Source organism: Paraburkholderia caffeinilytica, assembly GCF_046030355.1.
Lineage (GTDB): Bacteria > Pseudomonadota > Gammaproteobacteria > Burkholderiales > Burkholderiaceae > Paraburkholderia > Paraburkholderia caffeinilytica_B.
On sequence record NZ_JAQQCQ010000012.1, the window covers coordinates 144,563 to 170,727 of the forward strand.

24 protein-coding genes and 2 riboswitches are annotated in these 26,165 nt (G+C 62.8%); of the genes, 14 read left to right on the forward strand and 10 right to left on the reverse strand.

Features of this window, described 5'->3' with window-relative positions:
- Nucleotides 1–26: 26 nt before the first annotated feature.
- The 5 genes from biuH to PQQ95_RS19565 are packed head-to-tail and all read left to right on the forward strand — an operon-like array spanning nt 27 to nt 4,341.
- Nucleotides 27–773 (forward strand): biuret amidohydrolase, encoded by a 747-nt coding sequence (biuH, locus tag PQQ95_RS19545; protein ID WP_408439425.1) that lies wholly within the window; start codon nt 27–29, stop codon nt 771–773.
- Between the two features lie 3 nt (nt 774–776).
- Entirely contained in the window at nt 777–2,459 is a 1,683-nt protein-coding gene (locus PQQ95_RS19550) for an ABC transporter ATP-binding protein (protein ID WP_408439427.1), read from the forward strand.
- Nucleotides 2,456–3,151, forward strand: a complete 696-nt coding sequence (locus PQQ95_RS19555; protein ID WP_408439430.1) for a cysteine hydrolase family protein — start codon at nt 2,456–2,458, stop codon at nt 3,149–3,151. The genes PQQ95_RS19550 and PQQ95_RS19555 overlap by 4 nt, the downstream gene beginning before the upstream one ends.
- A complete protein-coding gene (gene hpxZ / locus PQQ95_RS19560) occupies nt 3,142–3,528 on the forward strand; it encodes an oxalurate catabolism protein HpxZ (RefSeq protein ID WP_408439432.1) in 387 nt (128 codons plus the stop codon). The genes PQQ95_RS19555 and hpxZ overlap by 10 nt, the downstream gene beginning before the upstream one ends.
- A 36-nt stretch (nt 3,529–3,564) precedes the next feature.
- Nucleotides 3,565–4,341 (forward strand): GntR family transcriptional regulator, encoded by a 777-nt coding sequence (locus PQQ95_RS19565; RefSeq protein ID WP_408439433.1) that lies wholly within the window; start codon nt 3,565–3,567, stop codon nt 4,339–4,341.
- Nucleotides 4,342–4,401: 60 nt separating this feature from the next.
- Here PQQ95_RS19565 and PQQ95_RS19570 read toward each other — a convergent pair whose 3' ends face one another.
- Both PQQ95_RS19570 and PQQ95_RS19575 read right to left on the reverse strand, forming a co-directional pair.
- Nucleotides 4,402–5,622 carry an MFS transporter gene (locus PQQ95_RS19570; protein ID WP_408439436.1) on the reverse strand — a complete coding sequence of 407 codons (1,221 nt, stop codon included), beginning with the start codon at nt 5,620–5,622 and terminating at the stop codon, nt 4,402–4,404.
- A 12-nt stretch (nt 5,623–5,634) separates the two neighbouring features.
- On the reverse strand, nt 5,635–6,753 hold the full coding sequence (locus tag PQQ95_RS19575) for an alkene reductase (protein WP_408439438.1): 1,119 nt from the start codon (nt 6,751–6,753) through the stop codon (nt 5,635–5,637).
- Nucleotides 6,754–6,965: 212 nt separating this feature from the next.
- Here PQQ95_RS19575 and PQQ95_RS19580 point away from each other — a divergent pair, with 212 nt between their 5' ends.
- The gene (locus PQQ95_RS19580; protein WP_408439441.1) at nt 6,966–7,850 is read left to right on the forward strand and encodes a LysR family transcriptional regulator; all 885 of its coding nucleotides are present in this window, start codon (nt 6,966–6,968) and stop codon (nt 7,848–7,850) included.
- A 13-nt stretch (nt 7,851–7,863) separates the two neighbouring features.
- Here the strand turns inward: PQQ95_RS19580 and PQQ95_RS19585 are convergent, their stop codons facing one another.
- The 4 genes from PQQ95_RS19585 to PQQ95_RS19600 form a co-directional block, all read right to left on the reverse strand.
- On the reverse strand, nt 7,864–8,907 hold the full coding sequence (locus tag PQQ95_RS19585; RefSeq protein WP_028194510.1) for a rod shape-determining protein: 1,044 nt from the start codon (nt 8,905–8,907) through the stop codon (nt 7,864–7,866).
- 124 nt (nt 8,908–9,031) lie between these two features.
- Nucleotides 9,032–9,442 carry a hypothetical protein gene (locus tag PQQ95_RS19590; protein WP_408439444.1) on the reverse strand — a complete coding sequence of 137 codons (411 nt, stop codon included), beginning with the start codon at nt 9,440–9,442 and terminating at the stop codon, nt 9,032–9,034.
- Between the two features lie 115 nt (nt 9,443–9,557).
- Nucleotides 9,558–10,610, reverse strand: a complete 1,053-nt coding sequence (locus PQQ95_RS19595; RefSeq protein WP_408439446.1) for an ABC transporter substrate-binding protein — start codon at nt 10,608–10,610, stop codon at nt 9,558–9,560.
- A 173-nt stretch (nt 10,611–10,783) separates the two neighbouring features.
- A riboswitch (guanidine-I (ykkC/yxkD leader) is annotated at nt 10,784–10,919 on the reverse strand.
- A gap of 118 nt (nt 10,920–11,037) precedes the next feature.
- Nucleotides 11,038–11,406 (reverse strand): MarR family transcriptional regulator, encoded by a 369-nt coding sequence (locus PQQ95_RS19600; RefSeq protein ID WP_408439449.1) that lies wholly within the window; start codon nt 11,404–11,406, stop codon nt 11,038–11,040.
- Nucleotides 11,407–11,562: 156 nt separating this feature from the next.
- On the opposite strand from PQQ95_RS19600, the gene PQQ95_RS19605 reads away from it, so the two are divergent.
- The 7 genes from PQQ95_RS19605 (at nt 11,563) to PQQ95_RS19635 (ending at nt 21,449) form a co-directional block, all read left to right on the forward strand.
- On the forward strand, nt 11,563–12,489 hold the full coding sequence (locus PQQ95_RS19605; protein ID WP_408439451.1) for a sugar phosphate isomerase/epimerase family protein: 927 nt from the start codon (nt 11,563–11,565) through the stop codon (nt 12,487–12,489).
- Nucleotides 12,490–12,498: 9 nt separating this feature from the next.
- Nucleotides 12,499–13,557 carry an isopenicillin N synthase family dioxygenase gene (locus tag PQQ95_RS19610; RefSeq protein WP_408439453.1) on the forward strand — a complete coding sequence of 353 codons (1,059 nt, stop codon included), beginning with the start codon at nt 12,499–12,501 and terminating at the stop codon, nt 13,555–13,557.
- A 513-nt stretch (nt 13,558–14,070) separates the two neighbouring features.
- Nucleotides 14,071–14,228: riboswitch (guanidine-I (ykkC/yxkD leader) on the forward strand.
- Between the two features lie 57 nt (nt 14,229–14,285).
- Nucleotides 14,286–15,041, forward strand: a complete 756-nt coding sequence (locus PQQ95_RS19615) for an urea amidolyase associated protein UAAP1 (protein WP_408439455.1) — start codon at nt 14,286–14,288, stop codon at nt 15,039–15,041.
- Between the two features lie 11 nt (nt 15,042–15,052).
- On the forward strand, nt 15,053–15,709 hold the full coding sequence (locus tag PQQ95_RS19620; protein ID WP_408439458.1) for an urea amidolyase associated protein UAAP2: 657 nt from the start codon (nt 15,053–15,055) through the stop codon (nt 15,707–15,709).
- A complete protein-coding gene (gene uca, locus PQQ95_RS19625) occupies nt 15,706–19,377 on the forward strand; it encodes an urea carboxylase (protein WP_408439461.1) in 3,672 nt (1,223 codons plus the stop codon). Before PQQ95_RS19620 ends, uca begins: the two co-directional genes overlap by 4 nt.
- 105 nt (nt 19,378–19,482) lie before the next feature.
- Nucleotides 19,483–20,454, forward strand: coding sequence for an ABC transporter permease (locus tag PQQ95_RS19630; RefSeq protein WP_408439463.1), 972 nt, complete (start codon nt 19,483–19,485; stop codon nt 20,452–20,454).
- Between the two features lie 80 nt (nt 20,455–20,534).
- A complete protein-coding gene (locus PQQ95_RS19635; protein ID WP_408439465.1) occupies nt 20,535–21,449 on the forward strand; it encodes an ABC transporter ATP-binding protein in 915 nt (304 codons plus the stop codon).
- 137 nt (nt 21,450–21,586) lie between these two features.
- On the opposite strand, the gene PQQ95_RS19640 is transcribed toward PQQ95_RS19635, so the two are convergent.
- Together PQQ95_RS19640 and PQQ95_RS19645 are read right to left on the reverse strand one after the other, a co-directional pair.
- A complete protein-coding gene (locus PQQ95_RS19640) occupies nt 21,587–22,036 on the reverse strand; it encodes a YjjA family protein (RefSeq protein WP_408439468.1) in 450 nt (149 codons plus the stop codon).
- A 151-nt stretch (nt 22,037–22,187) separates the two neighbouring features.
- Nucleotides 22,188–22,421, reverse strand: a complete 234-nt coding sequence (locus PQQ95_RS19645) for a flagellar transcriptional regulator FlhD (RefSeq protein ID WP_408439470.1) — start codon at nt 22,419–22,421, stop codon at nt 22,188–22,190.
- Nucleotides 22,422–22,867: 446 nt separating this feature from the next.
- Between PQQ95_RS19645 and galU the strand changes: the two genes are divergently transcribed.
- Nucleotides 22,868–23,749, forward strand: coding sequence for a UTP--glucose-1-phosphate uridylyltransferase GalU (gene galU, locus PQQ95_RS19650; protein WP_408439473.1), 882 nt, complete (start codon nt 22,868–22,870; stop codon nt 23,747–23,749).
- 67 nt (nt 23,750–23,816) lie between these two features.
- Here galU and PQQ95_RS19655 read toward each other — a convergent pair whose 3' ends face one another.
- Nucleotides 23,817–25,004 (reverse strand): polysaccharide pyruvyl transferase family protein, encoded by a 1,188-nt coding sequence (locus PQQ95_RS19655; protein WP_408439476.1) that lies wholly within the window; start codon nt 25,002–25,004, stop codon nt 23,817–23,819.
- Nucleotides 25,001–26,164 (reverse strand): glycosyltransferase, encoded by a 1,164-nt coding sequence (locus PQQ95_RS19660; protein WP_408439479.1) that lies wholly within the window; start codon nt 26,162–26,164, stop codon nt 25,001–25,003. The genes PQQ95_RS19655 and PQQ95_RS19660 overlap by 4 nt, the downstream gene beginning before the upstream one ends.
- Nucleotide 26,165 lies beyond the last annotated feature (1 nt).

Here is a 26,165-nt window from a genome sequence, read left to right on the forward strand (position 1 = left end):
AAGGACCCAACCAGGATCTCATCACCATGAACCGATTCATCGAAGCGAAACCCTATCCCTGGCCCTACGATGGCGACCTGCGCCCGGACAACACAGCGCTCGTGATCATCGACATGCAGACGGATTTCTGCGGCCATGGCGGCTATGTCGACAAGATGGGCTACGACCTCTCGCTGACGCGCGCGCCGATCGAGCCGATCAAAAGCGTGCTGAAGCCAATGCGCGAGCAGGGCTTCACGATCATTCACACACGCGAGGGGCATCGGCCGGACCTCTCCGATCTGCCCGCGAACAAGCGCTGGCGCAGCCGCCGCGCGGGCACCGACGGCGTAGGCATCGGCGACGACGGCCCGTGCGGCCGGATTCTCGTGCGCGGCGAACCGGGTTGGGAAATCATCGACGAGCTGAAGCCGCTGCCCGGCGAGATCATCATCGACAAGCCCGGCAAGGGCTCCTTCTGCGCGACGGATCTCGAACTGATCCTGCGCACGCGCGGCATCGTCAATCTGGTGCTGACCGGCATCACCACCGACGTCTGCGTTCACACGACGATGCGCGAAGCCAACGATCGCGGCTTCGAATGCACGGTGCTGGCCGATTGCTGCGGCGCGACCGACAAGGGCAACCACGACGCCGCGCTGCACATGATCACCATGCAAGGCGGCGTGTTCGGCACGGTGTCGGATTCGCACGCGCTGCTGGCTGCGCTACTGACCACAACATCGGCGCCGGCCGCGGCGCTGGCCACCGCACTGGCCACATCAGGCAGATAAACCATGACCACGGCGCCGAAGGCATTGGGTGTGGAAGTGCTGAATGCGAGCAAATCGTTCGGCGCATTTCGCGCATTGGATAACGTCTCGATCAAGGTCAAAGCCGGCACCATTCACGCGCTGCTCGGTGAGAACGGCGCGGGCAAGAGCACGCTCGTGAAGGGCCTGGTGGGCTACGGCGTACTCGACGACGGACAGATCGCCGCCGACGGCCGCGAGGTCCGCATCGCGTCGCCGCGCGATGCACAGGCACTCGGCATCGGCATGGTGTACCAGCATTTCACGCTGGCGTCCGGCCTTTCCGTCGAAGAAAACCTGTTGCTCGCGCGCGGGCAGATGCCGTGGAAAATCGATTGGAAGGGCGAGCGCGCCGCGCTTGCTGCGTTCATGCAGCGCATGCCGTTCCGCTTGCCGCTCGACGTGCCGGTGGCCATGCTCGCCGCCGGTGAAAAGCAGAAACTCGAAATCCTGAAGCAGCTTTATTTACAGCAGCGCTTCCTGATTCTCGACGAGCCCACCTCGGTACTGACACCGCAGGAAGCGGACGAAGTGCTCGGTCTGATGCGCGATCTGAGCTCACGCGGCGAGCTGACGGTGCTGATGATCACGCACAAGTTCCGCGAAGTGATGGCCTATGCCGACGACGTCACCGTGTTGCGCAAGGGTAGGCAAGTCGGCACGAGCGCTGTTGTCAACACCAGCCGCGACGAACTCGCTGCGTGGATGATGGGCACAGCCGCTACATACGTTCCGAAAGAAACCCCCTTCGGAAACGCCTCGAAGGATATCCCTTCGGTGAACGATTCGCCGGTGACGGCGACGGTAACAGTGACGGCCGCGGTGACGCTGGAACGCGCGCCGCGCAAACCCGTCGACGACACGGCGCAAGTACGTCTCGCCCTGCGCGACGTTGCGGTCGAAGACGATCGCGGCCACCTCGCGGTCAAGCACGCGACGCTGTCCGTGCGTGCCGGCGAAATTCTCGGACTGGCGGGCGTTTCCGGCAATGGGCAGAAGGAACTGGTGGAAGCGCTGGTCGGGCAGCGTCGCGTGAAAGCCGGTGACATGGAGGTAGCGGGCAAGCCCTATCATGCAACGCGCGAAGAAATGACCCAACGGCGCGTGTTCGCGATTCCCGAAGAGCCGCTGAAGAATGCCTGCGTCGCGGCGATGAGCGTGGCGCAGAATCTCGCGCTACGCGACTTCGATCGCGAGCCGTTGCGGCGCGGCGGCTGGTGGCTCGACCGGCGTGCGGTGCGTGAGCGCGCCCTGCAGCTGATCGGCGAGTTCAATGTGCGTCCACCGCTGCCCGAACGGGCCATCGGCACGCTGTCGGGCGGCAATGTGCAGCGCGCGGTGCTGGCGCGCGAACTCGGACAGCCGGTGGATGTGCTGATCGTCGCGAATCCGGTGTTCGGTCTGGATTTCGCGTCGGTCGCCGATATCCATGCCCGCCTGATGGCCGCACGCGATAGAGGCGCGGCGGTGCTGCTGGTCAGCGAAGACCTCGACGAACTGCTCGAACTGGCGGACCGCATCGTGGTGATCGCCGAGGGCAAACTGGTATTCGAAACGCCCGCGGCGCGCGCGGATCGGACCGTGCTGGGTCAGCATATGGCAGGGCACGGCGATATCCCGGCGCATCACGCCGTACCCGCGGAAAGAATGAAGGAAGCCATTGGATGACACAGCAAACGCACTTGACGATCGACGCCCAACCGGGCTCATTCACATTCGAGCCCACGAAAACCGCGCTGATCGTGATCGACATGCAACGCGATTTCATTGAGCCGGGCGGCTTCGGCGAATCGCTTGGCAACGACGTCTCGCTGCTGGCTGAGATCGTGCCGACCGTCGCGGCCTTGCTGGCCTTCGCGCGCAGGCATCACTGGCTCGTCGTGCATACGCGTGAATCGCACGCGGCCGATCTGTCCGATTGCCCCGCGGCGAAACGGCTCAGGGGGGCGCCCAATGCCCGCATCGGCGATGCGGGACCGATGGGGCGCATCCTGATTCGCGGCGAGCCCGGCAATGCGATCATCGAGCCGCTCGCGCCGCTTGCCGGTGAACTCGTGATCGACAAACCCGGCAAGGGCGCGTTCTACGCCACCCGGCTCGGCGAAGAGCTTGCGATGCGCGGCATCACGCACCTGGTATTCGCGGGCGTGACCACCGAAGTGTGCGTGCAGACCTCGATGCGCGAAGCCAACGACCGCGGTTACGACAGTCTGCTGATCGAAGACGCAACCGCCAGCTATTTCCCCGCGTTCAGGCAGGCGACGCTCGACATGGTGCGCTCGCAAGGCGGCATTGTCGGCTGGACCGCGCCGCTTTCTTCATTGACGAAACTCGACGAGACGATCCCGGCATGGAAGTGAATCAGCCCGACGTGGTAGCCCAGGTGCAGGCGGCATTTGTCGAATACGAACGGGCGCTGGTCGACAACGACGTCGCGGCGATGAACGCGTTGTTCTGGCACACGCCGGAGACGGTCCGCTACGGCATCGCCGAAATCCAGCATGGCGGCGACGCGATCCGCGCATGGCGCGAGACCTGCGCGCCCGTGCCGAAGTCGCGCAAACTGCATCGCACCGTGGTGACGACTTTCGGCACCGATTTCGCCACCGTCAGCACCGAATTCACCAGCGACGCGACGCCTTTGATCGGCCGTCAGATGCAGACGTGGGCGAGGCTCGATCCCGCCGGCGGCTGGAAAATCGTCGCGGCGCACGTCAGCCTTATCGCCATGCCATGAAACGCCGATAATAAGAAAAAAGGGAATGTGGCATCAATGAACGACGATACGACGAATCTGCTCGAGACGCCCGCAGCGCCTGACGCGCCAGGCGCTGCGGGAATGCAGGGCATGCCCGCCGTGCCGGCCGCCGCGAATCCGCTCGCCGAGCAGGTGTACCAGCAACTGAAGAACGACATCTTCAGCTTCCGTCTGTTTCCCGGCGATCGTTTTTCGGAGAACGGCATCGCGCAACACTACGGCGTGTCGCGCACGCCGATGCGCGACGGCCTGTTCCGGTTGCAACGCGAAGGCTATCTGGAAGTGGGTTTCCGGCGCGGCTGGAAAGTCTCGCCGATCAATTTCGACCAGCTCGATCAGCTCTACGATTTACGCATCGTGCTGGAAGTGGCCGCCGTCGAGCGCGTGGGGGCGGGCGGCGACGTCGCGCATGCGGCCGTCGAAGCGCTGAAGGCGATATGGTGCGTCGAGCCCGCATTGCGCGAGAGCGATCCGGTGAAGATGTTCGGCATGGACGAGAACTTCCACCGTCAACTGGTCGCCGCGACCGGCAACGCGGAGATGCTGCGCGTGCATAACGAGGTCACCGAGCGCATCCGCATCGTGCGTCGACTGGATTTTCTGAAGCCGCACCGCACGAGCGCCACCTACGACGAACATTCGACCATGCTGAACCTGATCGAACGCAACCGGGTGACGGAAGCGATCATTCTGCTGCGCGCGCATATCACGCAGAGCAAGCTGGAAGTGCGCAAGATCACGCTGTCCATGCTGGCTGCGGCGCGCGATAGCAAGTTGCCGTTCGTGTCATGAGTGACCGCAGCCAGTCGTGATCATCGCGGTGATCCCCGCGATGATCAGGCGGAGTCCACCTCATGCAGTCGTGACCGCACCATTTTGCACGCGAACCAGGTGCTTGCCGATGCAGGCTGTCAGGATCAGCGCCGCGACTTCGCAGAGCGCGGCGGTCCAACCCAGATTGTTCACCGAAGTGAAACTCAAGGTCAAAGAACCGAGTGCGGCACCGAGCGAAAAACCGAGATACATGAACGACGCGTTCAGTGACAGCGCAATCGGCGTACCGCGCAAGCCGGCGAGATTGATCAGTCCTGCCTGCTGGGCGGGGTAAAAAGACCAGTGGGCAACGCCCCAGGCCACGACACCGATCAGAACGGGGACCAGCGCCAACGTTACCGGCAGCCAGTGCGCGCTCGCCGACATGAGAGAGAACGCGAGGATCGACACGCTCAGGCAGGGGATGATCACGCGGCTGGGACCGAGGCGATCCACAGCCTTGCCGCCGGTGAACACACCGATGCCTGCCGCGACGCCCCAGGTGAACAGCACGTAGCCGATTTGCGCGCCGTGCAAGGGCGTGGTCTTCGCAATGAACAGCGCCAGGTACGTATAGATCGTGTAGGCGCCCATCGCCCAAAGCGTGGTGACGAGCAAGGTCATCAGGATAACCGGCTGACGCGCGACATGGATGCGCTCACGCAGCGTGGCAACCGGCAATCCCGCGCCGATGCTGCGCGGCAGGCCGAGCAGCAAACCGGCAGTCGCCGCAGCGGACAGGGCGGCGACGCCCGCAAAGGTCATACGCCAGCCGAGCCGGTCACCGACGAATGCGCCTAGCGGCACACCAAAAGCCACCGCGATCGTGATACCGCCGTTGACGATGGCGAGCGCCGTGCCGCGTCGCTCAGGGCCGGCGATGGCGCCGGCCAGCGCGTTGGCGCCGGGCACATACAGCCCGGCGGCCGCAGCGAGCAGGATGCGGGCCGCCATCAATTCCCAATAGTTCTGGGCAGCCCAGGCGATGAGGTTCGCCACCGTAAAGGCCGAGAGCGACAGGATCATCAGCGTGCGCCGATGGAATGCGCCGGTCAGCGCCGTCAGCACCGGCGAGCTGAGCGCGTAGGCTAAGGCGAACACCGTGACGAGCTGGCCCGTGGCGACAATGCTGGTATGCAGATCCATGGCAATGTCGGGCAACAGGCCGGCAATCATGAAGCTCTCGGTGCCGACTGCGAATGTCCCTAGCGCCAGCCAGTAAAGCGGCGCAAGGGAAATCGGCTGGGTGGTGCGGTTCATCGTGTGCTCCGCTTACGCTGCCACGGCGTCCGAGGTTGCGGCGCTGTAGAACGGGTAGTCGGTATAGCCGACGTCGGTGCCGCCGAAGAAGGTGGGGCGGTCATACGGGTTCAGCGGCAACTGAAGACGCAGGCGTTCCGGCAGATCCGGGTTGGCGATGAAGTCGCGGCCAAATGCGACCAGGTCGGCGTCGCCTGCCTGCAGGATGGCTTCGGCGCTAGCGGCCTTGAAGCCGCCGGCGGCGATGATCACGCCCTTGTAGTGCTTGCGGATCAGTTGCGCGGCGACCGGGCTCTGATCCTTGCTGTCGTCGTCGACGTTGCCCAGCACGCGCGGCTCGATCAGGTGCAGATAAGCCAGCTTCAGTTTCGCCAGTTCCTGCGCGACGTAGCTGAAGAGACCTTCCGGATCGCTGTCCGACATATCGCCCCAGGTGCCGCTCGGGCCAAGGCGCACGGCCACGCGGTCGCTGCCCCACACCGAGATGACGGCCCGGGTGGCTTCAATCAGGAAGCGCGCGCGGTTTTCGAACGAGCCGCCGTAGATGTCGGTGCGCTTGTTGCTGCCGTCCTGCAGGAACTGATCGAACAGGTAGCCATTGGCGGCGTGCAGTTCGACGCCGTCGAAACCGGCCTCCTTGCCGCGAATCGCCGCGGTGCGGAAACGCTCCACCAGCCCGGCAATCTCGGGAATGGTCAGCGCGCGGCTCGGCGTATTCGGGACCCAGCCTGCTTCGGTGTAGGCAACGCCGCCATGCGGCACGGCAGAAGGCGCCACCGGTTCCACGCCGTCTGGCTGCAACTGGCTGTTGGACTGGCGTCCGGCGTGATAAAGCTGCAGGAAGATGCGGCCGCCTTTGGCGTGCACGGCATCCGTCACCTGCTTCCAGCCGGCGATCTGGCTGTCGTCGTAAAGACCGGGCGCGCCGAGGTAGCCGTTGCCATTGGGTGCGGCGATGGTGGCTTCACCGATCAGAAAACCGCCTTCCGACGTGCGCTGCGCGTAGTACTCGGCCATCAACGGGCCGGGCCGGGCGCCTGCTTCGGCACGCATGCGGGTGAGCGGCGCCAGCACGACGCGATGGGAGAACTGATAAGGACCGACTTTGACTGCGGAATGGAGCTTGGACATGATTTCCTCGAGATTGAGTGACTGTGACGTTCAATCAACAGCGGGCTTTCGACCTTGAGGAGCAGTGTATGGACAGACGGGAATAAGAAAAATAGGCTAAGGTTCCGAATATATCGGACACTAAAGTCCGCAATCGAGTCGTAGCCGGAGTTCGCAGGCTCGCCTGCGTCGCGCGGCTGGCGCAAATCGGCCTCGGGCCCCGGGACGCGGCAATGGACAGCCTCAGCGGTATTTCGGTGTTTGTGCAGGTGGCGGAAACGCGCAGTTTTACCGAGGCGGGGCGGCTGCTTGGCGTATCGTCTTCGGCGGTCGGCAAGAGTGTTGCGCGTACCGAACAGCGCCTCGGCGTGCGGCTGTTTCATCGCAGCACGCGCAGCATCACGCTGACGGCCGAAGGCGCGTTGTTCCTGGAGCGATGCCGGCGCATTCTCGGTGAGCTCGAAGCGGCGGAGGTCGAACTGTCCGATGCCGCCGGCAGTCCGCGCGGCAGACTGCGGATCAGTACGCCGCAACTGTCCGAGTTGATCATGCCGGCGCTGGACGGCTTCATGCTGCAATACCCGGAGATCGAACTTGAAGTCGATCTCTCCGATCGCATGGTGGACATCATCGAAGAAGGCTTCGATGCGGTGATCCGCACGGGGGAACAGCACGATTCGAGGCTGGTGTCACGGCGCCTCGATTCCTGCGGGCAGGTGCTGGTTGCTTCACCCGGCTATCTGGAGAAGCACGGCGTACCCGGGCATCCGTCCGAACTCGTGCAGCATGCCTGTCTGCTGCATAGATTTCCCGCTAGCGGCAAACTGGAGCGCTGGCCGTTTCGGCTCGCTGCGTCGGAGGCGGAGCCGGAGTTGCCGCAAACTTTTGTCGCCAACACCATTGAAGTGCTGGGTTTTCTGGCGCTTCGGAATAAAGGCCTGGCCTTTCTGCCGACCTTCCTCGTGCGCGATGCGCTGGCGAGCGGCGCGTTACAGATCGTGCTCGATGATTTTCTGGACCAGACCGTCACCTTCTGGATCTTGTGGCCGGCAAGCCGATACGCATCGCCGAAGCTGCGCGTCTTTATCGACTATGTCAGCCAGAACCTGCAGATCTGATGGCGATCTGAACTCACTCGTACGAGAACGCCCCGCCGAACTTGTCCATCCGCTCCAGCGCCATCCCCGAACCGCGCACCACACAGGTTAGCGGCGCTTCGGCAACGAACACCGGCAGGCCGGTTTCTTCCGCGAGCAGGCGGTCCAGATCCCGCAACAGCGCGCCGCCTCCGGCGAGCATGATGCCGCGCTCGGCAATGTCGGCGCCCAGTTCCGGCGGCGTCTGTTCCAAGGCGATCTTTACCGCCGAGACGATCTGATTCAGCGGATCGGTGAGCGCTTCGAGAATCTCGTTGCTGGACACCGTGAAGCTGCGCGGAATGCCTTCCGACATATTGCGGCCCTTGACCTCCATCTCCTTGACTTCGGAGCCCGGAAACGCGGAGCCGATTTCCTTCTTGATCGCCTCAGCGGTCTGTTCGCCGATCAGCATGCCGTAGTTGCGGCGAATGTAGTTGACGATCGCATCGTCGAACTTGTCGCCGCCCACGCGCACCGAGCCTTTATAGACGACGCCGCCGAGCGAGATCACGCCCACTTCGGTCGTGCCGCCGCCGATATCGACCACCATCGAGCCGGTTGCTTCCGACACCGGTAAGCCGGCGCCGGTGGCCGCGGCCATCGGCTCTTCGATCAGATAAACCTGCGAGGCGCCCGCGCTATGCGCGGCTTCCTTGATCGCGCGCCGCTCGACCTGGGTCGAGCCGCACGGCACGCAGATGATGATGCGCGGCGACGGCGCGAACATGCGCGACTCATGCGCCATCTGAATGAAGCGCTTGATCATCTGCTGGGTGATGTTGAAGTCGGCGATCACGCCATCCTTCATCGGGCGGATCGCCTCGATATTGCCCGGAACTTTACCGAGCATCTGTTTCGCTTCCTTGCCGACGGCCAGAATGATCTTCTTGCCATTCGGACCGCCTTCCTGACGAATCGAGACCACCGAGGGTTCGTCCAGCACAATGCCCTTGCCACGCATGTAGATGAGGGTATTCGACGTGCCGAGGTCGATTGCCAGGTCGTTGGAAAAATAGCCGCGCAGAAAACCAAACATGCAAATTCCTGTCTCGCTGATGCCGGGGCGCGTGAGCGCGCCGCATGGGAATGCCGCCCGGGGGCGGCAGGCGACCAGGTGGCGGTCGGGAGAGAGGGAAGAATAACAGCTTCGGGCGGGGAGGCTACTTTGGCTGGCGTGCGCGCAGTGAGTTCTCGGCCTGCCATCTGATGCGGTCGCAATTGCTTTTGATCCGCGCCGCGAATTCGGACGGGGAGCTGAGTTGCAGCGAGCGCATCTGGATCGCATCGCTATCCCCGCGACGCCAGCCTGCCTGCCAGCGGGTATCGAACTGGTCGGCTTCGGTGAGAACCTTGCGGAGTTTCTCCTTGTACTCCGCCTCATCGTGCGCGGATTTTCCGCAAAACTCCCTGGCAAAGTGGGCACGCTGGCCCGCGGCTTCCGCGTTGGCGTTGGCGCTGTCTTCGCTGGCTGACGCGGGCCGGGGCTGTGCCAGCAGCAGAAGCGCTAAAAGCAGCATCGCCATGGGCGCCGGCGAGAACAGGACGTGATAGCAAGACCGGTTTTTATACACGATTGCCTCCTTGTGGCCGTCATCCGGCGCAGCAACGAATCGCGTGAGTGCAACTGCAGCACGGCTGCAGTGCACATCTTACCGTGTCTGACCGGAGCGCCCCGGCACCCGCGCCTTACGGCGTATTGGTCAACGCCGGGTCGAGATAGGCGCTCACGTTCTGCGATTGCTTGTAGACCGCGTTGCGCACGTTGAACTTGTCCGCGTTCACGCTCGAACCGTACACCGAGTCCAGCCCGTCACCCTTGATGAAGGCCTTCCTCGCCGCCGCCGCGTCGAGCAGGTGCGTGCCTTTCAGCAACGGCAGATACTGGGCCGGCGTCAGGCCGACGCGCGCGGACATGATCTTGACGGCATCCGGTTGCGTCTTCGGATCGTTGATGTAGGCCACGCAGCGATACCAAACCTTGATCACCTTGGCCCAGTCGGCTTTGCGCGATTGCAGACTGACCGGATTGACCGTGATCGCGTCGTAGATCAGGCCCGGCGCATCGGCCGAGGTGAAGATCGGCCGTGAGCCCGGCACGCGCTTGAGTGCCTCGCCCGCATTCGGTTGCCATGCGCCGACCGCGGCGACGTCGCCGGACGACGCCAGCACTTGCGGCAACTCATTTGTTTTCGCGTTGACGAGCGTGATGTCCGATTCCTTGAGCGCATGCTTTTCGAGCGCCGTGTCCAGCAGCAGGTGATCGACCAGACCCATTTCGACGCCGACCTTTTTGCCCTTGAGTCCGTCCACCGTGCGAATGGGCGGCTTGGCCACGATCATGTCGTTGCCGCTCGAGTAGTCGGTCAGCAGGATCATCACGTTTTTAGCGCCGCTTGCGCCGGTGACCAGCGCATCGCCATTGGTTGCGCCGACCGCGTCGAGCTTGCCGGCGGAGAACGCATCGAGCGACGCCGAGTAGTCGAACCACTGGAAATTGACATCCACGCCGGCTTCCTTGAACCAGCCTTTGTCGATGGCAATCTGGAACGCGACGAAACCCGGCCAGTCGCTATAGCCGATGGCGAGCGGCGTGGACGCTTGCGCGGGTGCGGCGGCGAGGCCCGCGAAACCAATGGCAAGCGCGGCGGCAGCGCCGGCGATCGCGCTATGCACGCGGAGGGACGCGGGAACACGGCGAAGTGAGGTGAGGGACGTACGGACGGATTCGAAGCGTTTCATCGTTTTCTCCAGGAGACCGGTCAATTGCGATTGTTGAGTTGGATCGCGCGGCGACTGCGCGATGAAACAACATGACCGGTTCCCGCGAGAATCCGAACGGTGCGGATACTGCGCGAAAACTGCGGGAGACAAACGCCGGCCACGGAGAGGCACGATAGGCATCGCTATCGCCAATCTCCCGGGCTTTTGTCCCGCCGTGTAGTGCGACCGCCGCTCGATTTCGAGCGGAACCCGAATCGAACGAACCGGTGCACCGGGCTGCTCTCGGACCAGACATTCTTACGAACCGGAACCCTAGCATCCCTAAGATGCGACGCTGCCGCACCTCTCGGCAATCAATCTAGCGAGAAATATGCCAACCGGACGGCGCGATACCTCGATACGTTTGTTATGCGAAGGCTTCAACGCAAACGGGGCGCTCAAAGGTTCAATCCAGCGCCGCAAAACGCTGATGCACGTAAGCAAGAAACTGCTCGAGCCGCTCCTCGATCGAAGCCGCGAGACTGATCCGTTTGATGCGGCGATCCGCTTCGGAACTCGTCTCCAGCAGCCAGCCGGCGTCGATCAACGCCTGCACGTAGCGAACCGCGGTGCGGCGGCTCACGCCCGGCATGAAATCGTAGAGCGCGGTCTTGGCGAAGTCGTCTTCCGGCTCCACCCACATCCGGCAAAACAGATCGCTGTAGTTGAGGTCGTTCAGCCCCAGGTCGCCGAAATGCGAGGACCACTGCCAGTCCATGTCGAGAATAGCGCGCGCGACGGCTTGCCCCTTGTGACGCGCAAGTTTCTTCTTCATCGATTCACCACGAGGAGGAGGGATGCACAGTTTAAGTGCTAATCGCGCCGGAAATCGGGCGCGCCAGAATTATGCACGGCGAGGCCAGGCTATTTTATTGGCGAAGGAATTTCATGTGTACTATTGCATGCAATTTTGCATGTAACAGGAGAGGCGATGAAATTCGAACTGTTCAAGACGTTCTGGGGATTCGACGGCGGTCCGCATGATGCGGCACCACTGGTGCGCGCAGCCGGCTTCGACGGCATCGAAGCGCCGGTGCCGGCGGACGGGCGTGAGCGCGAAGCTTTTGCGCAGGCCATCGCGGACGAAGGTCTGGCGTTCATCGCGGAAATTACGACGGCGGGCAGTTATGTGCCGGAACGGTCCGCCACACCGGCGGACCACCTGCGCGACTTCGAGGAAAAGATCGTGTGGGGCAAGCCGCTCAAGCCACGCTTTTTCAACGTGATGGCGGGCTGCGACGCATGGCCGGCCGCCACCCAGGTGGATTTTTTCGCGCGTGCGGTGGAGATAGCCGCGAAGCACGAGGTGACCTGCAGCTTCGAGACGCATCGCGGCCGCTCGTTCTATAACCCATGGATTACCCGCGACGTTGCGCGTGCTGTGCCGGACCTCAAGCTGACTTGCGACTTCAGCCATTGGGTGGCGGTATGCGAGCGTCTGCTCGACGGCGAATGGGACACGATCCTCGAGCTTGCGCCGCACGCGCATCATCTGCACGGGCGTGTCGGTTATCCGCAAGGTCCACAGGTTCCGCATCCGGCTGCGCCCGAGTACGCAGATTGCCTGGTCTCCCACCAGCGGATCTGGGAGGCGCTGTGGAGCGCACAGATCGACAGGGGCTATACAAATACAACGATGACGCCCGAGTTCGGCCCCGACGGCTACTTGCACACGCTGCCGTTCACGAATGCGCCGGTGGCCGATCTGTGGGAGATCAACACGTGGATGGGGCGCGAAGAACGGCGTCACATCGCGGCGTTTCTTGCCGGACGTGAGGCGCGTGAAGGCGTGTCAAGCGGAGCACGAACGCAAACACATTCGCAGACTCAATCGTCCATCGAACCGCAGCAAGCCTAGGCAACCGTCATGAGCCAAACCCACACCCGTTTCGACCGCCTGCCCATCGTCGACGTCAGCGGCCTTTTCAGCGACGACCCGGACCAGCGTCTTGCGACCGCACGCGAGCTTGACCGCGCGGCGCGTGACGCGGGCTTTTTCTACGTCACCGGCCATCAGGTCTCGCGCGCGCAGCAAGCTGCGCTAATAGAACAGGCCAGGCAGTTCTTCGCCGCCCCCGACGACTGGAAGATGCGTTACTACATCGGCGATTCGACCGCACATCGAGGCTACGTGCCTGAAGGCGAAGAGATTTTCGCGGGCGGCAAGCGCGACAGGAAAGAGGGCTTCGACACCGGCCGGGAATTGCCGCCCGACGACCCCGACGTCAAAGCCGGCACGCCGATGCTCGGGCCGAACAGATGGCCTGAGCAGCCGGGTTTTCGTGAGGCGATCGGCGGCTATTACGATGCGGCGTTCGCGCTCGGCCGCACGCTGTTCCGTGGGTTCTCGCTCGCGCTGGGCTTACCGGAAACGCATTTCGACAGGTATTTGCAGAAGCCTCCGAGTCAACTGCGCCTGCTTCACTATCCATTCGACCCTTCAGCGGAAGACCGGCCGGGCATCGGTGCGCATACCGACTATGAATGCTTCACGATCCTGCTGCCGACGGCCCCCGGCCTTGAGGTCATGAACGGCGAAGGTGAATGGATCGACGCACCGCCGGTCGACAATGCGTTCGTCGTGAACATCGGCGACATGCTGGAGGTGTGGACCGGCGGCACGTATGTGGCGACTTCGCATCGCGTGCGCAAGGTGAGGGAAGAGCGCTACTCGTTTCCGCTCTTCTTCGCCTGCGACTACCACACCGTGGTTGCGCCGCTGCCGCAATTCGCGACCGCCGAGGCGGTAGCGAAATACCCGCCGGTATCGGCAGGCGACCATCTGTTCGCCCAGACGGCGCAGAGCTTCAGCTATCTGAAGCGGCGTCTCGAACGCGGCGAGTTGACGCTGCCGGACGGGGCGAAGGGTTTGGCGAGCTTCGGGCAACAGGCTCGTTATGCGGGCGCGGAGCAGGACGTTGCCTGACTGATTGCGCTCATTGAGGCCCAGCGTGTCGCCGCCCCGTGAGCGCGTTTAGTGCCGGTTATCTGACTGGAACGCGCTTGCACGTCACAGCTTCTCGCCCTTGGCGCAGCTTCGTCTACGAGCGGCGCCGTGGCTTTTGCAGTTCGATGAAACGTGCCGACATCAGCGTGTAGAGCGTGCGGCGAAGCGTGGCAAGCGTGAGCATGGTCGGATCAGGGCAATGAAGAGTGTGACGCCTTATCACGCACACACCGTGCCATCGGTCAACGCCCCTACCGCGCGTGATAAACGTGTTCGCACTGCCCAATCATGGTGCTTCACGCATTCAACCGGTGCCGGCTCACCCACGACCGTGGTGCGTGCGCCATCAATCGGACTTGCCCTCCGACCGTTGCCTTGCGCCGTCGACAACATTCAATCCCTTGCCACGATGCACTTCCGGCATCGGCAACATCACGCTGGCACGCAACTCGCTTAGCTCTGCAGCGAGAGGTGCGAAGTAATTTGCATCATCTTCAGGATCGCTAGGGTTCCGGTCGTAGCGCTTTAAAGGCTTCCAGAAAGCTTCAAAGTGTGCACACGATGTCTGGTCCGAGAGCAATCCGGTCTTGCCGTCCACCTTCTTTCAAGGCGCCGGCGAGGCTCCACGGAGGGATAAAAGCCCGGGAGGTCGCGATGTCGGTCAATCGCCCTCTCATGCTTTTTCCCAACCGATACCTGGAGCCTCCATGTCGACGCAAACCTCAGTCGATCTCGCACCGATCCCGCATGTGCTGTGGGAAACCGTGATTCCCGCCGGCACGCATTGGTCCGGTGTGCTGCGCCGTGGCATGGCGCTGCGCATCGTCGATCCCGAGGGCGGCGCGAATCTGGCCGCCGTGTTCTACCGGCACGACGCACCGCTCGAACGCTACAACATGGCCGATACGCTGAAGGCGCAGCACACCGCGCATCTGACGCGCGGCCACGTGCTCTATTCGGACATGGGCCGCGTGATGGCGTCGATCACCGCCGACACGCTCGGCTGGCACGATCCGCTGGGCGGCGTAGGCGATGCCGAACTGTTCGCCGACAAGTACGGTGTGGCCCGCTATCAGCAGCATCGCAATGCGATGGTCCGCAACGGCCGCGACAGCTTGCTGCTCGAATTGGCCAGGCACGGTCTGGGCACGCGCGATCTCGTCGCCAATATCAACTTTTTCAGCAAGCTCGCGATCGGTGAGGACGGCTCGCTCGACTTCGTCGCGGGACATTCCGCTGCCGGCGCGGCCTTCGATCTGCGCTTCGAAATGGACACGCTCGCCGCGTTTTCCAGCGCACCGCATCCGTTGAATCCTTCCTCCGAATACCAACCGAGGCCCGTCACGCTGATCGCGTACCGCGCGTATGCCGCCGACGCCGCCGTACCGGCCGACGATCCCTGCCGCTCTGCATGTCCCGAGAATGAGCGCGGTTTCATCAACACCGATCGTCTGTTCGTTTAAGGAGACCCGCGATGCCTATCATCGAAAGCAAGCTCGACATTCGTCACGCGGTCTACGATCTCACGCTGCCCGCCGGCGAACCGTGGCTGCATGAGGTCAAACGCGGCCAGCTGTTCCGCATTCTCGACCTGGAAGGCAATCAGGCCGTCGACACGCTGTTCTACAACAGCGCCGATCCGCTCGAACGCTACAGCGCGCAAGACACGATCCGCACGCAACGCAATCTCTATCTGTCCGCAGGCAGCGTGCTGATGTCGAACCTCGGCAAGCCGATGCTGACCATCGTCGCGGACACCTGCGGGCGCCACGATACGCTCGGCGGCGCCTGCGCGGCCGAGAGCAATACGGTGCGCTATGCGCTCGACAAACGCCATATGCACAGCTGCCGCGACAGCTTCCTGCACGCCATCACGCATTGCACGTGCGGCGTGGGCACGCGGCTGACCAAGCGCGACATTGTCAGCAATATCAACTTCTTCATGAATGTGCCGGTGACACCGCTCGGCAAGCTGACTTTCGAAGACGGCATTTCCGCACCGGGTAAATACGTCGAGATGCACGCCGAGATGGACGTCACGGTGCTGATTTCGAACTGTCCGCAACTGAACAATCCGTGCAACGGCTACAACCCGACACCGGTACGGCTGACCATTTGGGACGCGCAATGACATTCGATAAAGTCCTGATTGCCAATCGCGGCGAAATCGCATGCCGCGTAATCCGCACACTCAAGCGCCTCGGCATTGCATCGGTTGCGGTTTATTCGGAAGCCGATCGCCATGCCATGCATGTGATGCTCGCCGACGAAGCGGTCTGCATCGGCCCGGCGGTAGCTGCCGGCAGCTATCTGAATAGCGCGGCGATTCTCGACGCGACGCGCGCAACCGGCGCAAACGCCGTGCATCCCGGCTACGGTTTTCTCTCCGAGAACGCGGCTTTCGCACAGGCATGCGAAGACGCAGGCATCCGCTTCATCGGGCCGCGCCCCGCGCAGATGCGTGAATTTTCCCTGAAGCACACCGCGCGCGAGCTGGCGCGCGCCAACGACGTGACGTTACTGCCGGGCACCGGCTTGCTGCCTGACGTGAGCACGGCGTTGAGCGAGGCCGACGCGATCGGCTATCCCGTGATGCTGAAAAGCACCGCGGGCGGTGGCGGCATTGGCATGTCGCTGTGCCGCGACGCGGCGCAACTGGAGAGCGTGTTCGCAACGGTGGCGCGGCTCGGCGAGGCCAACTTCGCGAACGCAGGGGTCTACATCGAGAAGTTCGTCGAGAACGCGCGTCATATCGAAGTACAGATTTTCGGCGACGGCCGTGGCGGCGTGATCGCGCTCGGCGAACGCGACTGCTCGGTGCAGCGGCGCAATCAGAAGGTGATCGAGGAAACCCCCGCGCCGGGGCTGACGCAAGCGGAACGTACGGCATTGCACGCAAACGCGGTGCGCCTCGCGCAGGCCGTGAAGTATGAATCCGCCGGTACAGTCGAGTTCGTTTTCGACGCCGACACGCGGCGCTTCTATTTCCTCGAAGTAAACACGCGGCTGCAAGTCGAGCATTGCGTGACAGAGGAGGTGACGGGCGTCGACCTGGTCGAGTGGATGATCCGTCAGGCAGAGGGCGAGCTTGCGCCGCTCGATACACTCGTTCCGACGCCGGGCGGAGCGAGCATTCAGGTCCGCTTGTACGCCGAAGATCCGCACAAGCAGTTTCAGCCGAGCGCGGGCGTGCTGACGCATGTCGCTTTCGCCGCCAACGCGCGGGTCGATACCTGGATCGACGCAGGCACGGAAGTCAGCGCGTTCTACGATCCGCTGCTCGCGAAGATCATCGTCAAAGGCGCAACCCGCGATGCCGCGCTCGCTGCCATGCGCACCGCGCTGGACCAAACGCAGATCTACGGCATCGAGACCAACCTCGACTATCTGCGCGCCATCGCCGGTTCGGCGACCTTCGCGCGCGGCGAGCAAACCACGGGCTTCCTCACGCGCTTCATGTTCGCGCCGCACACCATCGACGTACTCGACGGCGGTGTGCAGACCACCGTGCAGCAAACGCCGGGACGGACCGGCTATTGGGACATCGGCGTGCCGCCGTCCGGTCCCATGGACGATCTGTCGTTCCGGCTTGCCAACGAACTGCTCGGCAATCCCGCCGACGCGGCGGGACTCGAATGCGCGATGGTCGGCGCGACACTGCGCTTCAACACCGCGACGCTGTTCGTGCTGGGCGGCGCGCCGCTCGCCGCCACACTCGATAGCCGGCCGGTCACGCCGTGGCAGGTCACGCGCGCAGCGGCGGGGTCGGTGCTCAAGCTCGGCGGGGTGACCGGCGCGGGTATGCGTGCGTGTCTCGCGCTCAAAGGCGGCTTGCAGGTGCCGGACTATCTCGGCAGCAAGGCCACCTTCACGCTGGGCCAGTTCGGCGGCCACGCGGGGCGCGCCTTGCGCAAGGGCGACGTGCTGCATCTCGCCGCCGACGCAGGCCGGGGCGAAGCCGGCGCGCAACTCGATCCCGCGCGTGTGCCGGCGCTGACGCACGACTGGCCCCTCGGCGTGCTCGATGGTCCGCACGGTGCGCCGGACTTCTTCACGCCCGACGACATCGCGATGCTGTACGGCACGCGCTGGACGGTTCACTACAACTCCAGCCGCACAGGTGTCCGGCTGATCGGCCCGAAGCCGCAATGGGCGCGTACGGACGGTGGCGAGGCCGGGCTGCATCCGTCGAATATTCACGACAACGCGTATGCGGTCGGCGCGGTTGATTTCACCGGCGACATGCCGGTGATTCTCGGCCCGGACGGCCCGAGCCTTGGTGGTTTCGTGTGTCCGGTGACCGTGGTGGGCGAGGAGTTGTGGAAGCTTGGGCAATTGCGGCCGGGGGATACGGTGCGGTTCGAACCGGTGCGCATGCAAGCGTCGCTGACGGGTGCTGCGGCAACTGCGGCAACTGCCGCGATGGCCGTAACCGCAGCTACCGAAGCAGCAACCTCAGCACCGGTCAACCTCAACCCTCACGATTGCATTCTCTACAGCGATCCAGCGGCCGGCGAGGGCACAGGTGTGGTCTACCGCCGCTCCGGCGATCAGAACGTGCTGATCGAATACGGCCCGCTCATGCTGGACCTGAACCTGCGCTTTCGCGTGCATGCGCTGATGAATTGGCTCGATGCGCACCGGCTGCCGGGTATCGTCGATCTCACGCCGGGCATCCGCTCGCTGCAGGTGCATTTCGACCCGCGTAGGGTGTCGCACGACACCTTGCTCGCGCATCTTCAGCAGGCCGAACGCGAATTGCCCGCCGTCGATGCGATGCGCGTGCCCAACCGCATCGTGCATCTGCCGCTGTCATGGGACGACCCGTCGACGCGGATCGCGATCGAACGCTACATGCAATCGGTGCGGCCCGATGCGCCGTGGTGTCCGAGCAATATCGAGTTCATTCGCCGCATCAACGGTCTGGATAGCATCGACGACGTGAAGCGCATCGTATTCGACGCGCGTTACCTCGTGATGGGTCTCGGCGACGTCTATCTCGGCGCGCCGGTGGCGACGCCGCTCGATCCGCGGCACCGGCTCGTCACGACCAAGTACAACCCGGCGCGCACCTGGACACCGGAGAACGCAGTGGGAATCGGCGGCGCTTATCTGTGCGTGTACGGCATGGAAGGGCCTGGCGGCTATCAGTTCGTCGGTCGCACCGTGCAGATGTGGAACCGCTACCGCACCACGCGCGAATTCGAAGCCGGCAAGCCGTGGCTGCTGCGGTTCTTCGACGAGATTCGTTTCTACGAAGTCAGCGAGGCCGAGCTCACAGCGCTGCGCGCCGATTTCATCGCGGGCCGCGCGAGTCTGAAGATCGAGGAATCGGTCTTCGACCTCGGTGCGTACAACCGTTTTCTGAAGGACGAAGCCGAATCGATCTCCGCCTTCAAGCGCCTGCAACAAGCTGCGTTCGACGAAGAGCGTGAGCGCTGGAACGCTGCGGGCCACGCCGAATATGTCGGTGAGCCCGGCAACGACGCAGGTTCGGCGACCGGCAGCGGAGCGGATGATGCGCTCGCGGCGGATCAGCAAAGCATCGTCGCCGACGTGTCGGGCAGCGTCTGGAAACTGCTCGTCAGCGAAGGGGATCGTGTGAGCGAAGGACAGGTGGTGGCGATCGTCGAATCGATGAAGATGGAGGTGTCCGTTGCCGTCACCGAAGACGGCGTGATCGAAACGATCGATTGTGCGGCCGGCGCGGCGGTTATCGCGGGTCAACGCTTGATGGTGTTGCGGCTGCCAGGTGCAGGCGTTGCCCCCGGCGCCACAGAGGAGGCGGCGTGCAAATGAAACAACCCGACGAACTGTGGCAGTCGATGTCGATTGCCGCATTGCAAGCTCGCTGTGCGCGAGGCGGACCGAGTTCCGGCATCCAATGCTGCCCCGGAGAATCCCATGACTGTCATTAACAGAAGCGACTGGTTCGCGGTGCGCCGCGAACTCTCCGCACGCGGCAAGTGGCTATTGGGCTTCGGCTCGTTCCTGTTGCCGCTGTTCGTGTGGTGCATTGTCAGCTACGTGCCGTTCGTCTGGCATCCGCAGGTGCTGATCGAGAGCCCGGGCAGCATCGACTATTTCCAGCCTGGCATGCGGGTCGACAAGGACGTGTTCGCCGACGAACTCAGCCATGCGCGCGCCGGCCACACCGCCTTGCCGACGGGCGAGCCGGTTAATCCGGTGTACCTGCCCGCGCCCCACGAAGTGCTGCGCGCGTTCTACACCGCGTTCACGACGCCCCCCGCGTCGCGCGACGGCGTGTGGTTGCATCAAAGCCTGTGGCACAGCATCCAGGTGATCTTCTGGGGCTTTTGGCTGTCGTCGCTGATCGGCGTGCCGATCGGCATTGTCTGCGGCACGTACAGTGCGATTGCGCGGCTGCAGGAGCCCTTTTTCGAGTTCTTCCGCTACTTGCCGGCGCCCGCGTTCGGCGCGCTGATGGTGGCGATCCTCGGTATCTATGACGGTCCGAAGATCGCGATCATCGTGATCGGCACGCTGTTCCAGCAGGTGCTGATCGTGGCGAACACCACGCGCAAGCTGGAGTACGGTCTGTTCGAAGCGGCCATGACGCTCGGCACGAAGAAACTCAAGCTGCTCACGCATGTGGTGATTCCCGGCATCCTGCCGGACCTGTATCGCGACCAGCGCATCCTGCTCGGCTGGGCGTGGACGTATCTGATCGTGGCGGAACTGGTCGGCACCAGTTCCGGCATCACGTGGTACATCACGCAGCAGGCACGCTACGAGCATTTCGACAACGTCTATGCGGCGATCATGATGATCGGGATCATTGGACTTGGCACCGACCTCGTGCTTGCCTATGTCGGCCGCAAGCTGTTTCCGTGGGACCGCACGCTCAAAGCGTAGCGGGGCCGTTCATGTCACGGCCCGATGCCAACCGTCGCACAGTACAGCACCACACTGCACCGCATTCAAGGGATTCAATCATGTTAAATCCGCAGCCGATTCCGTCGTACCTCATCCAGTCCGAAGCGGTGCGTGAACGTTTCGACCGCCTGAAATCGCGCGAGGTGATTCTCGAAGTTCGCGATCTCGACAAGCGCTTCGAGAGCCGGCAAGGGGCGTGCACCGCGTTGAACGGCATCAACTTCAAAACGCACCGGCGCGAGTTTGTCTGCGTGATCGGACCGTCAGGCTGCGGCAAGTCGACCTTGATCCGCATTCTCGCGGGCCTCGAGCGCCAGACGAGCGGCAGCGTGCTGCTCGACGGCAAGCCGGTGGAAGGGCCGGGCGCCGATCGCGGCATGGTATTCCAGGGCTACACGCTGTTTCCGTGGCTGACGGTCAAGAAAAACGTCATGTTCGGCTTGAAGATGAACGGCCACAGCCGCATGCATGCCGAGCGCGAAGCGCTGCAATGGCTCGATCTGGTCGGTCTGACAAAGTTCGCCAATGCCTATCCGCATCAATTGTCCGGCGGCATGAAGCAGCGCGTGGCGATTGCTCGCGCGCTCGCGAACCGGCCGCGGATTCTGCTGATGGACGAGCCGTTCGGTGCGCTCGATGCGCAGACCCGCGCGAAGATGCAAACGCATTTGCTCGATATCTGGCGCAACATCGACGTGACCGTGCTGTTCATCACGCACGACCTGGACGAGGCGATTTTTCTCGCCGATCGCATCCTGGTGCTGAAGGCCAATCCGGGCGAGGTGCAGGAATTGATCGAGGTGCCGGTGCCCCGTCCACGCGATTATTCGCAGGCCACGTCGCCGGAATTTCTTGCCACCAAGGCGCGGCTCGAAGCGCTGATTCATCCGCCCACGGCCGCCGCCGACGCGGACGACGATGTCGTTAAACCGCATATGGTCCGGATGACGGACGTGACGGACAACGTCGAGTAGGAGCGGGCATAGTTAACCCGGCGGCAAGCGCGAGCCGTTGCCGCCGGATGGCAGGTGCGATGCGCGCCTAAGAGCCGGGATGGCGCCCGTGATTCAACGCAGCGCCCGCGCCCACCCACGCATTGCTCGACACCGGCTTACAGCAAGGATTTCCCCTGCGCGAGAATCTTGTCGCAGACCTGTTTCGTGACCTGTTCCTTCAGGCCGCCGCCGCTCAGGTCCAGTTGCTTGCCGTCGCCGCTGCTCAGGATGCCCTTGGCGCCGTTGGTATAGCCGCTGTCGGACGAGGCTGAACTGGAGCCGCCCGGGAGCTTGCTCATCAGCGAGTCTTTGACCGAAGAGGCGCTACTGCTGCTGAGGTAGTTGTTCTTCATGCAGAACTCCAGCACGCCCGCGACGTTGCCGGTGCTGCCGGAAGTGATTGACTGCCCTGACAAGGCGCTGCCCAGGCTCCCGAGGCCGCCGGACGATCCGCCGCCCGAGCCCTGGTTGAGCAGGTTGCCCAGTTGTGCGTGGGCGGCCGTGACAGGTAGCAGGACAGCGATCAGAAGCCCTGTAGCCGTGGTGCGATATAGACGTGATTTCATACTCGAACCCCTTCTGCTGGCTGAAAGTCCCCTCTACTATAGTGCCTTTCAGACAGAGAACAGATGGAGTCGTCACGTTAAATGTTGTCATGCGCGATGGCGAATCTGCCGCAGGCCCCTCGCTGGCAACGCTGAGCGCGGTCTTCAGGTGTCATGCCCGGCCGGGCGCCGCGTCCGCTCTGAATTGACAGATCACGTCCGAGCTATCGGCGAGGATTTCGATTTCGGCCGCGCTCAATGAACAGATCCGCGTCGCCATTGAATCGGATAGTCCGAGCGCGCGTTTTGCCTGCTCCCGGTCTTCGCCAAGCATCCGCTGCGCGAGCAGGAGATACGACTGGTTGAATGCGGCGATTGCTCGCAGGCTATCTGATTTCTTGGTCAAGGGTCTATCTTGCATGCGAAGGTTGATGTCTCATCGCCGATCATATACCGGCGATATGCTCTGTTCCGGAGTTTACCCGCGTGGGCATTCCCATTTGTGACAAAACCTTGACCCCTTCCGCCAATGTCCCATATCAACGGGAATCAATGGCGTTTATTTCACCGGTCGCTTGATAGGCGAAATGCTTTTTAAACGTAATTATCGCTGCTGGTAAATGACATTACTGTAACGTTCCGTCAATTGATCAGCGTGATCCGACAATGCCCCTCCCGAACCGGGTAATGGCAGACGATACTTATCCGGGGTTCGCCACGCCCGGCGAACCCTGAATGCCTCGGTTAAACCTGCCCGGATTCCGGTTTGATGCGGGCAGGTTCTTTTTATGGTCCGGGCACCCACATTTCCGGATTAATGCCTGATCATTCCACACGCGAGATTCAAGTCCCATGCTTAAAGTAACGAAAGCCGTTTTTCCCGTGGCGGGACTCGGCACCCGCTTTCTTCCGGCAACTAAAGCAAGCCCGAAAGAGATGTTGCCCATTGTCGATAAACCGCTGATTCAATATGCCGTTGAAGAAGCCATCGCGGCAGGGATCACTGAAATGATCTTTGTGACGGGGCGCAGCAAACGCGCCATTGAGGACCATTTCGACAAATCGTACGAGATCGAAGCGGAACTCGAGGCACGCGGCAAGGAGAAACTGCTGTCGCTGGTACGGAGCATCAAGCCCAGCCATGTGGACTGTTTCTATGTTCGCCAGGCCGAAGCGCTGGGTCTGGGGCATGCCGTGCTGTGTGCCGAAAAGCTGGTCGGCGACAGCCCGTTTGCCGTGGTGCTGGCCGACGATCTGCTGGACGGCAAGCCACCGGTGCTGCGGCAGATGATCGACGTATTCGATCATTACCATACGTCGGTGCTGGGTGTCGAAGAGATTGCGCCGGACGAGTCGAAGTCTTATGGCGTGATCGACGGCAAGCAATGGGAGCAGAACATCTTCAAGCTGTCCGGCATCGTCGAGAAGCCCGCACCCGCGGACGCGCCTTCCCGTTACGGCGTAGTGGGGCGCTATGTACTCAAGCCACGGATTTTCGAGCATCTGCGTGCGTTGCGGCCGGGCAGCGGAGGCGAGTTGCAACTCACGGATGCGATCCAGTCGTTACTGCACGATGAGCAGGTTTTAGCCTATCGGTATGAAGGCACGCGTTTCGATTGCGGCAGCAAGCTGGGCTATCTGAAGGCGACGGTGGAGTTCGCGCTGCGCCATCCCGAGGTCTCGGCCGACTTCGGCGACTATCTCGCTACCCGCATGGCCGAATTGCAGATATAAACGGCGCCGCCGTGATGATGCAGGGTAGGGCTTTCTGCTCCCCTGCATCATCACGTTCCACCCATCGTCAAGCAGCGTCCGTGCATGTCCGGGCGTTGCCGATAGCGGCGATGAACTGCGTGAACTGGTCGAGATGCCAGCCCGCGCCCGCATATCGTTTCTCGCGGCTGCCCTGTGAGAGAAGCGCTGTGACGTGCCTCACACACAGGTCATCCGGCGGTTGGGGCTCGCGGGGGCCCGGCAATGCATTGTCCAGCAGGAATTCCGCACACTTGCGCTGATAGCAGAACAGCATGACGGGGACGTCATATACGAAACTGACGATCGCGCCGTGCAGCTTCGAGGTGACCACACACGTGGCGGCCGCCAGCAGATCGACAACCTCGGTAATCGAATCGCCGTATTGAAAGCGGCTCACGGAGACGTTCGACGGCGAGAACAGACGGGCGATGTCTCCGGTTACCGCGACGCTTTCGTCGTCCAGCGAAACGAACAGCACCTCATCGACGAGGCGTTGGCTGTCGACTCTCGCGAGTATCGCCAGCACCGCGTCCATGTACTGCCGCAGATGAATGGACACGATCAGGGTGCGTCGATCATCCGGTTTGCGCTTTGGCGCATAGAGCGCCGGCAACGCGAAAGCGAGGTCCTTGAGATTGGCTGGCGCCGATCCGGTCGCGTCGGCAACCGCGCGGACCGACGCTTCGTCGCGGACCGCAATGCACGGCATGTCTCTAAGCACACGCGCAAACGCGTGGTGCCGCTCCATCGAGTCGAATGGTCCGACCGACACGCCGAGCGCGGCGACGGGCCGGTTGAACCGTCGTCCCGTGTTGACGATCAGCCTCGCGAAGGGCAGCGAAGCGTTGGCGCCGAAGAGCGAGCCGCCGCCGAAGATTGCGGCCTGAGCACGCAGGACGGCAGCCACATAGGTCACCGACCGCGCCGCGACGCCGATTAGCCCAGGACGTGCCCACAATGCTCTTGCAACCGGCAGGTGAAACAGATGCGTCAATTCTTGCGCGGGCGATGCGCCGACTATCAGCGGACGAATCCCCGGCGTTCTGATCGATATGGATTGCAGCAGGTAGCCGAACAGATCGTCGCCGAAGTTGTGGCGTCCATAGAATCCGAAGAACGCGATGCGTGTCTCGCGGCGGATAGTCGCCGGCTGGACGTTGCCGGCGGGGGACGATCGAGTGGCAGGATGGCTCGATGCAACGCTGGGCGCGACATCGACTTCAGGTGCGTTCATTTCGGAACCTCATGGGAAAGTGCGTGCGTCGCGACCGGTAAGCGGTGGCGTTGTACCGGCGTCAGCAGTCGCCGGTAGACCCCCACATAAGAACGGAAGAGCTGCGTGTCGCCGAACCGGGCGCGGGCGTGCGCGCTCGCGGCGGCCCCCATCCGTTGACGCAGCGCCGCATCGTCGATCAATCGCTGGGTGTAGTGCGCCAGCTCTTCATCGTCGTTCGCAAGAAAGCCTGTCACGCCGTGAACAATGACATCGCGGTTGCCGACGATGCGGCTGGCGACCGCGGGGAGTCCGGCCGCCTGCGCTTCGATCAGTGCGATCGGCATGCCTTCCCATAGCGAAGGCAGCACGAAGATGTCGCATTGCAGAAGCCGCCGTCGAAGCTCCGCTGCGGGAATCCAGCCGCTCAACTGAACGGCGTCGCGATCGATCCAACGGTCAATCGCATCGGCTTCACCGTCACCGAACCATACGAAGCGGGCCTTCGATGTATCCGGGAAGCGCTGCGCAAGCTGCGTGAATCGCCACGGCGCCTTCTGATACGTGACGCGCGCCGACGTGCATACGACTACCGCTTCGCCGGCCCGTCTGCTACCGCCCGGATGAAATTCATCGAGTTTCACCGCGTTTTCGACAAGGCTCGTGCGTTCCGCACGCAAAAGCAGCATTCGCGCGTAACGCAATTCGCTTTTCGAACAGGCGACGATATGCCCACCCGTTGCGTGCAGCATTCGCTCGATCAGCAAAAACAGCTTGATCTTGCGCGGTGAGATATCTTCTTTGAGAAAGGCGAACCCGTGTGGCGAATAGATCGTGCGCGCAGTGATGCCGAGAAAGCGCGCCGCGATCCGGCCCAACGCAGCGGCTTTCGACGAGTGAAGATGAACAATGTCCGGGCGCTCCCGGAACAGGACGATGAGAAGCCGGAACATGCTCACGATATCGTGCGCGCCGATGGAGGTACGCATGTCCACGATATGGCGACGCACCTTTGGATCGAATAATTCGTTCAGCTTCGCCGCCGGCGGCGTGTCTTGCCGCATGGAATGCAGCACGACGACGTCGTCGCCCGCGGCGGCCTGACGATTGGCCAGCAGCGCAACGCAATGCAGCACGCCACCGCCCAATGCTTCCGTTACGTGTACGATTTTTTGTCGCATG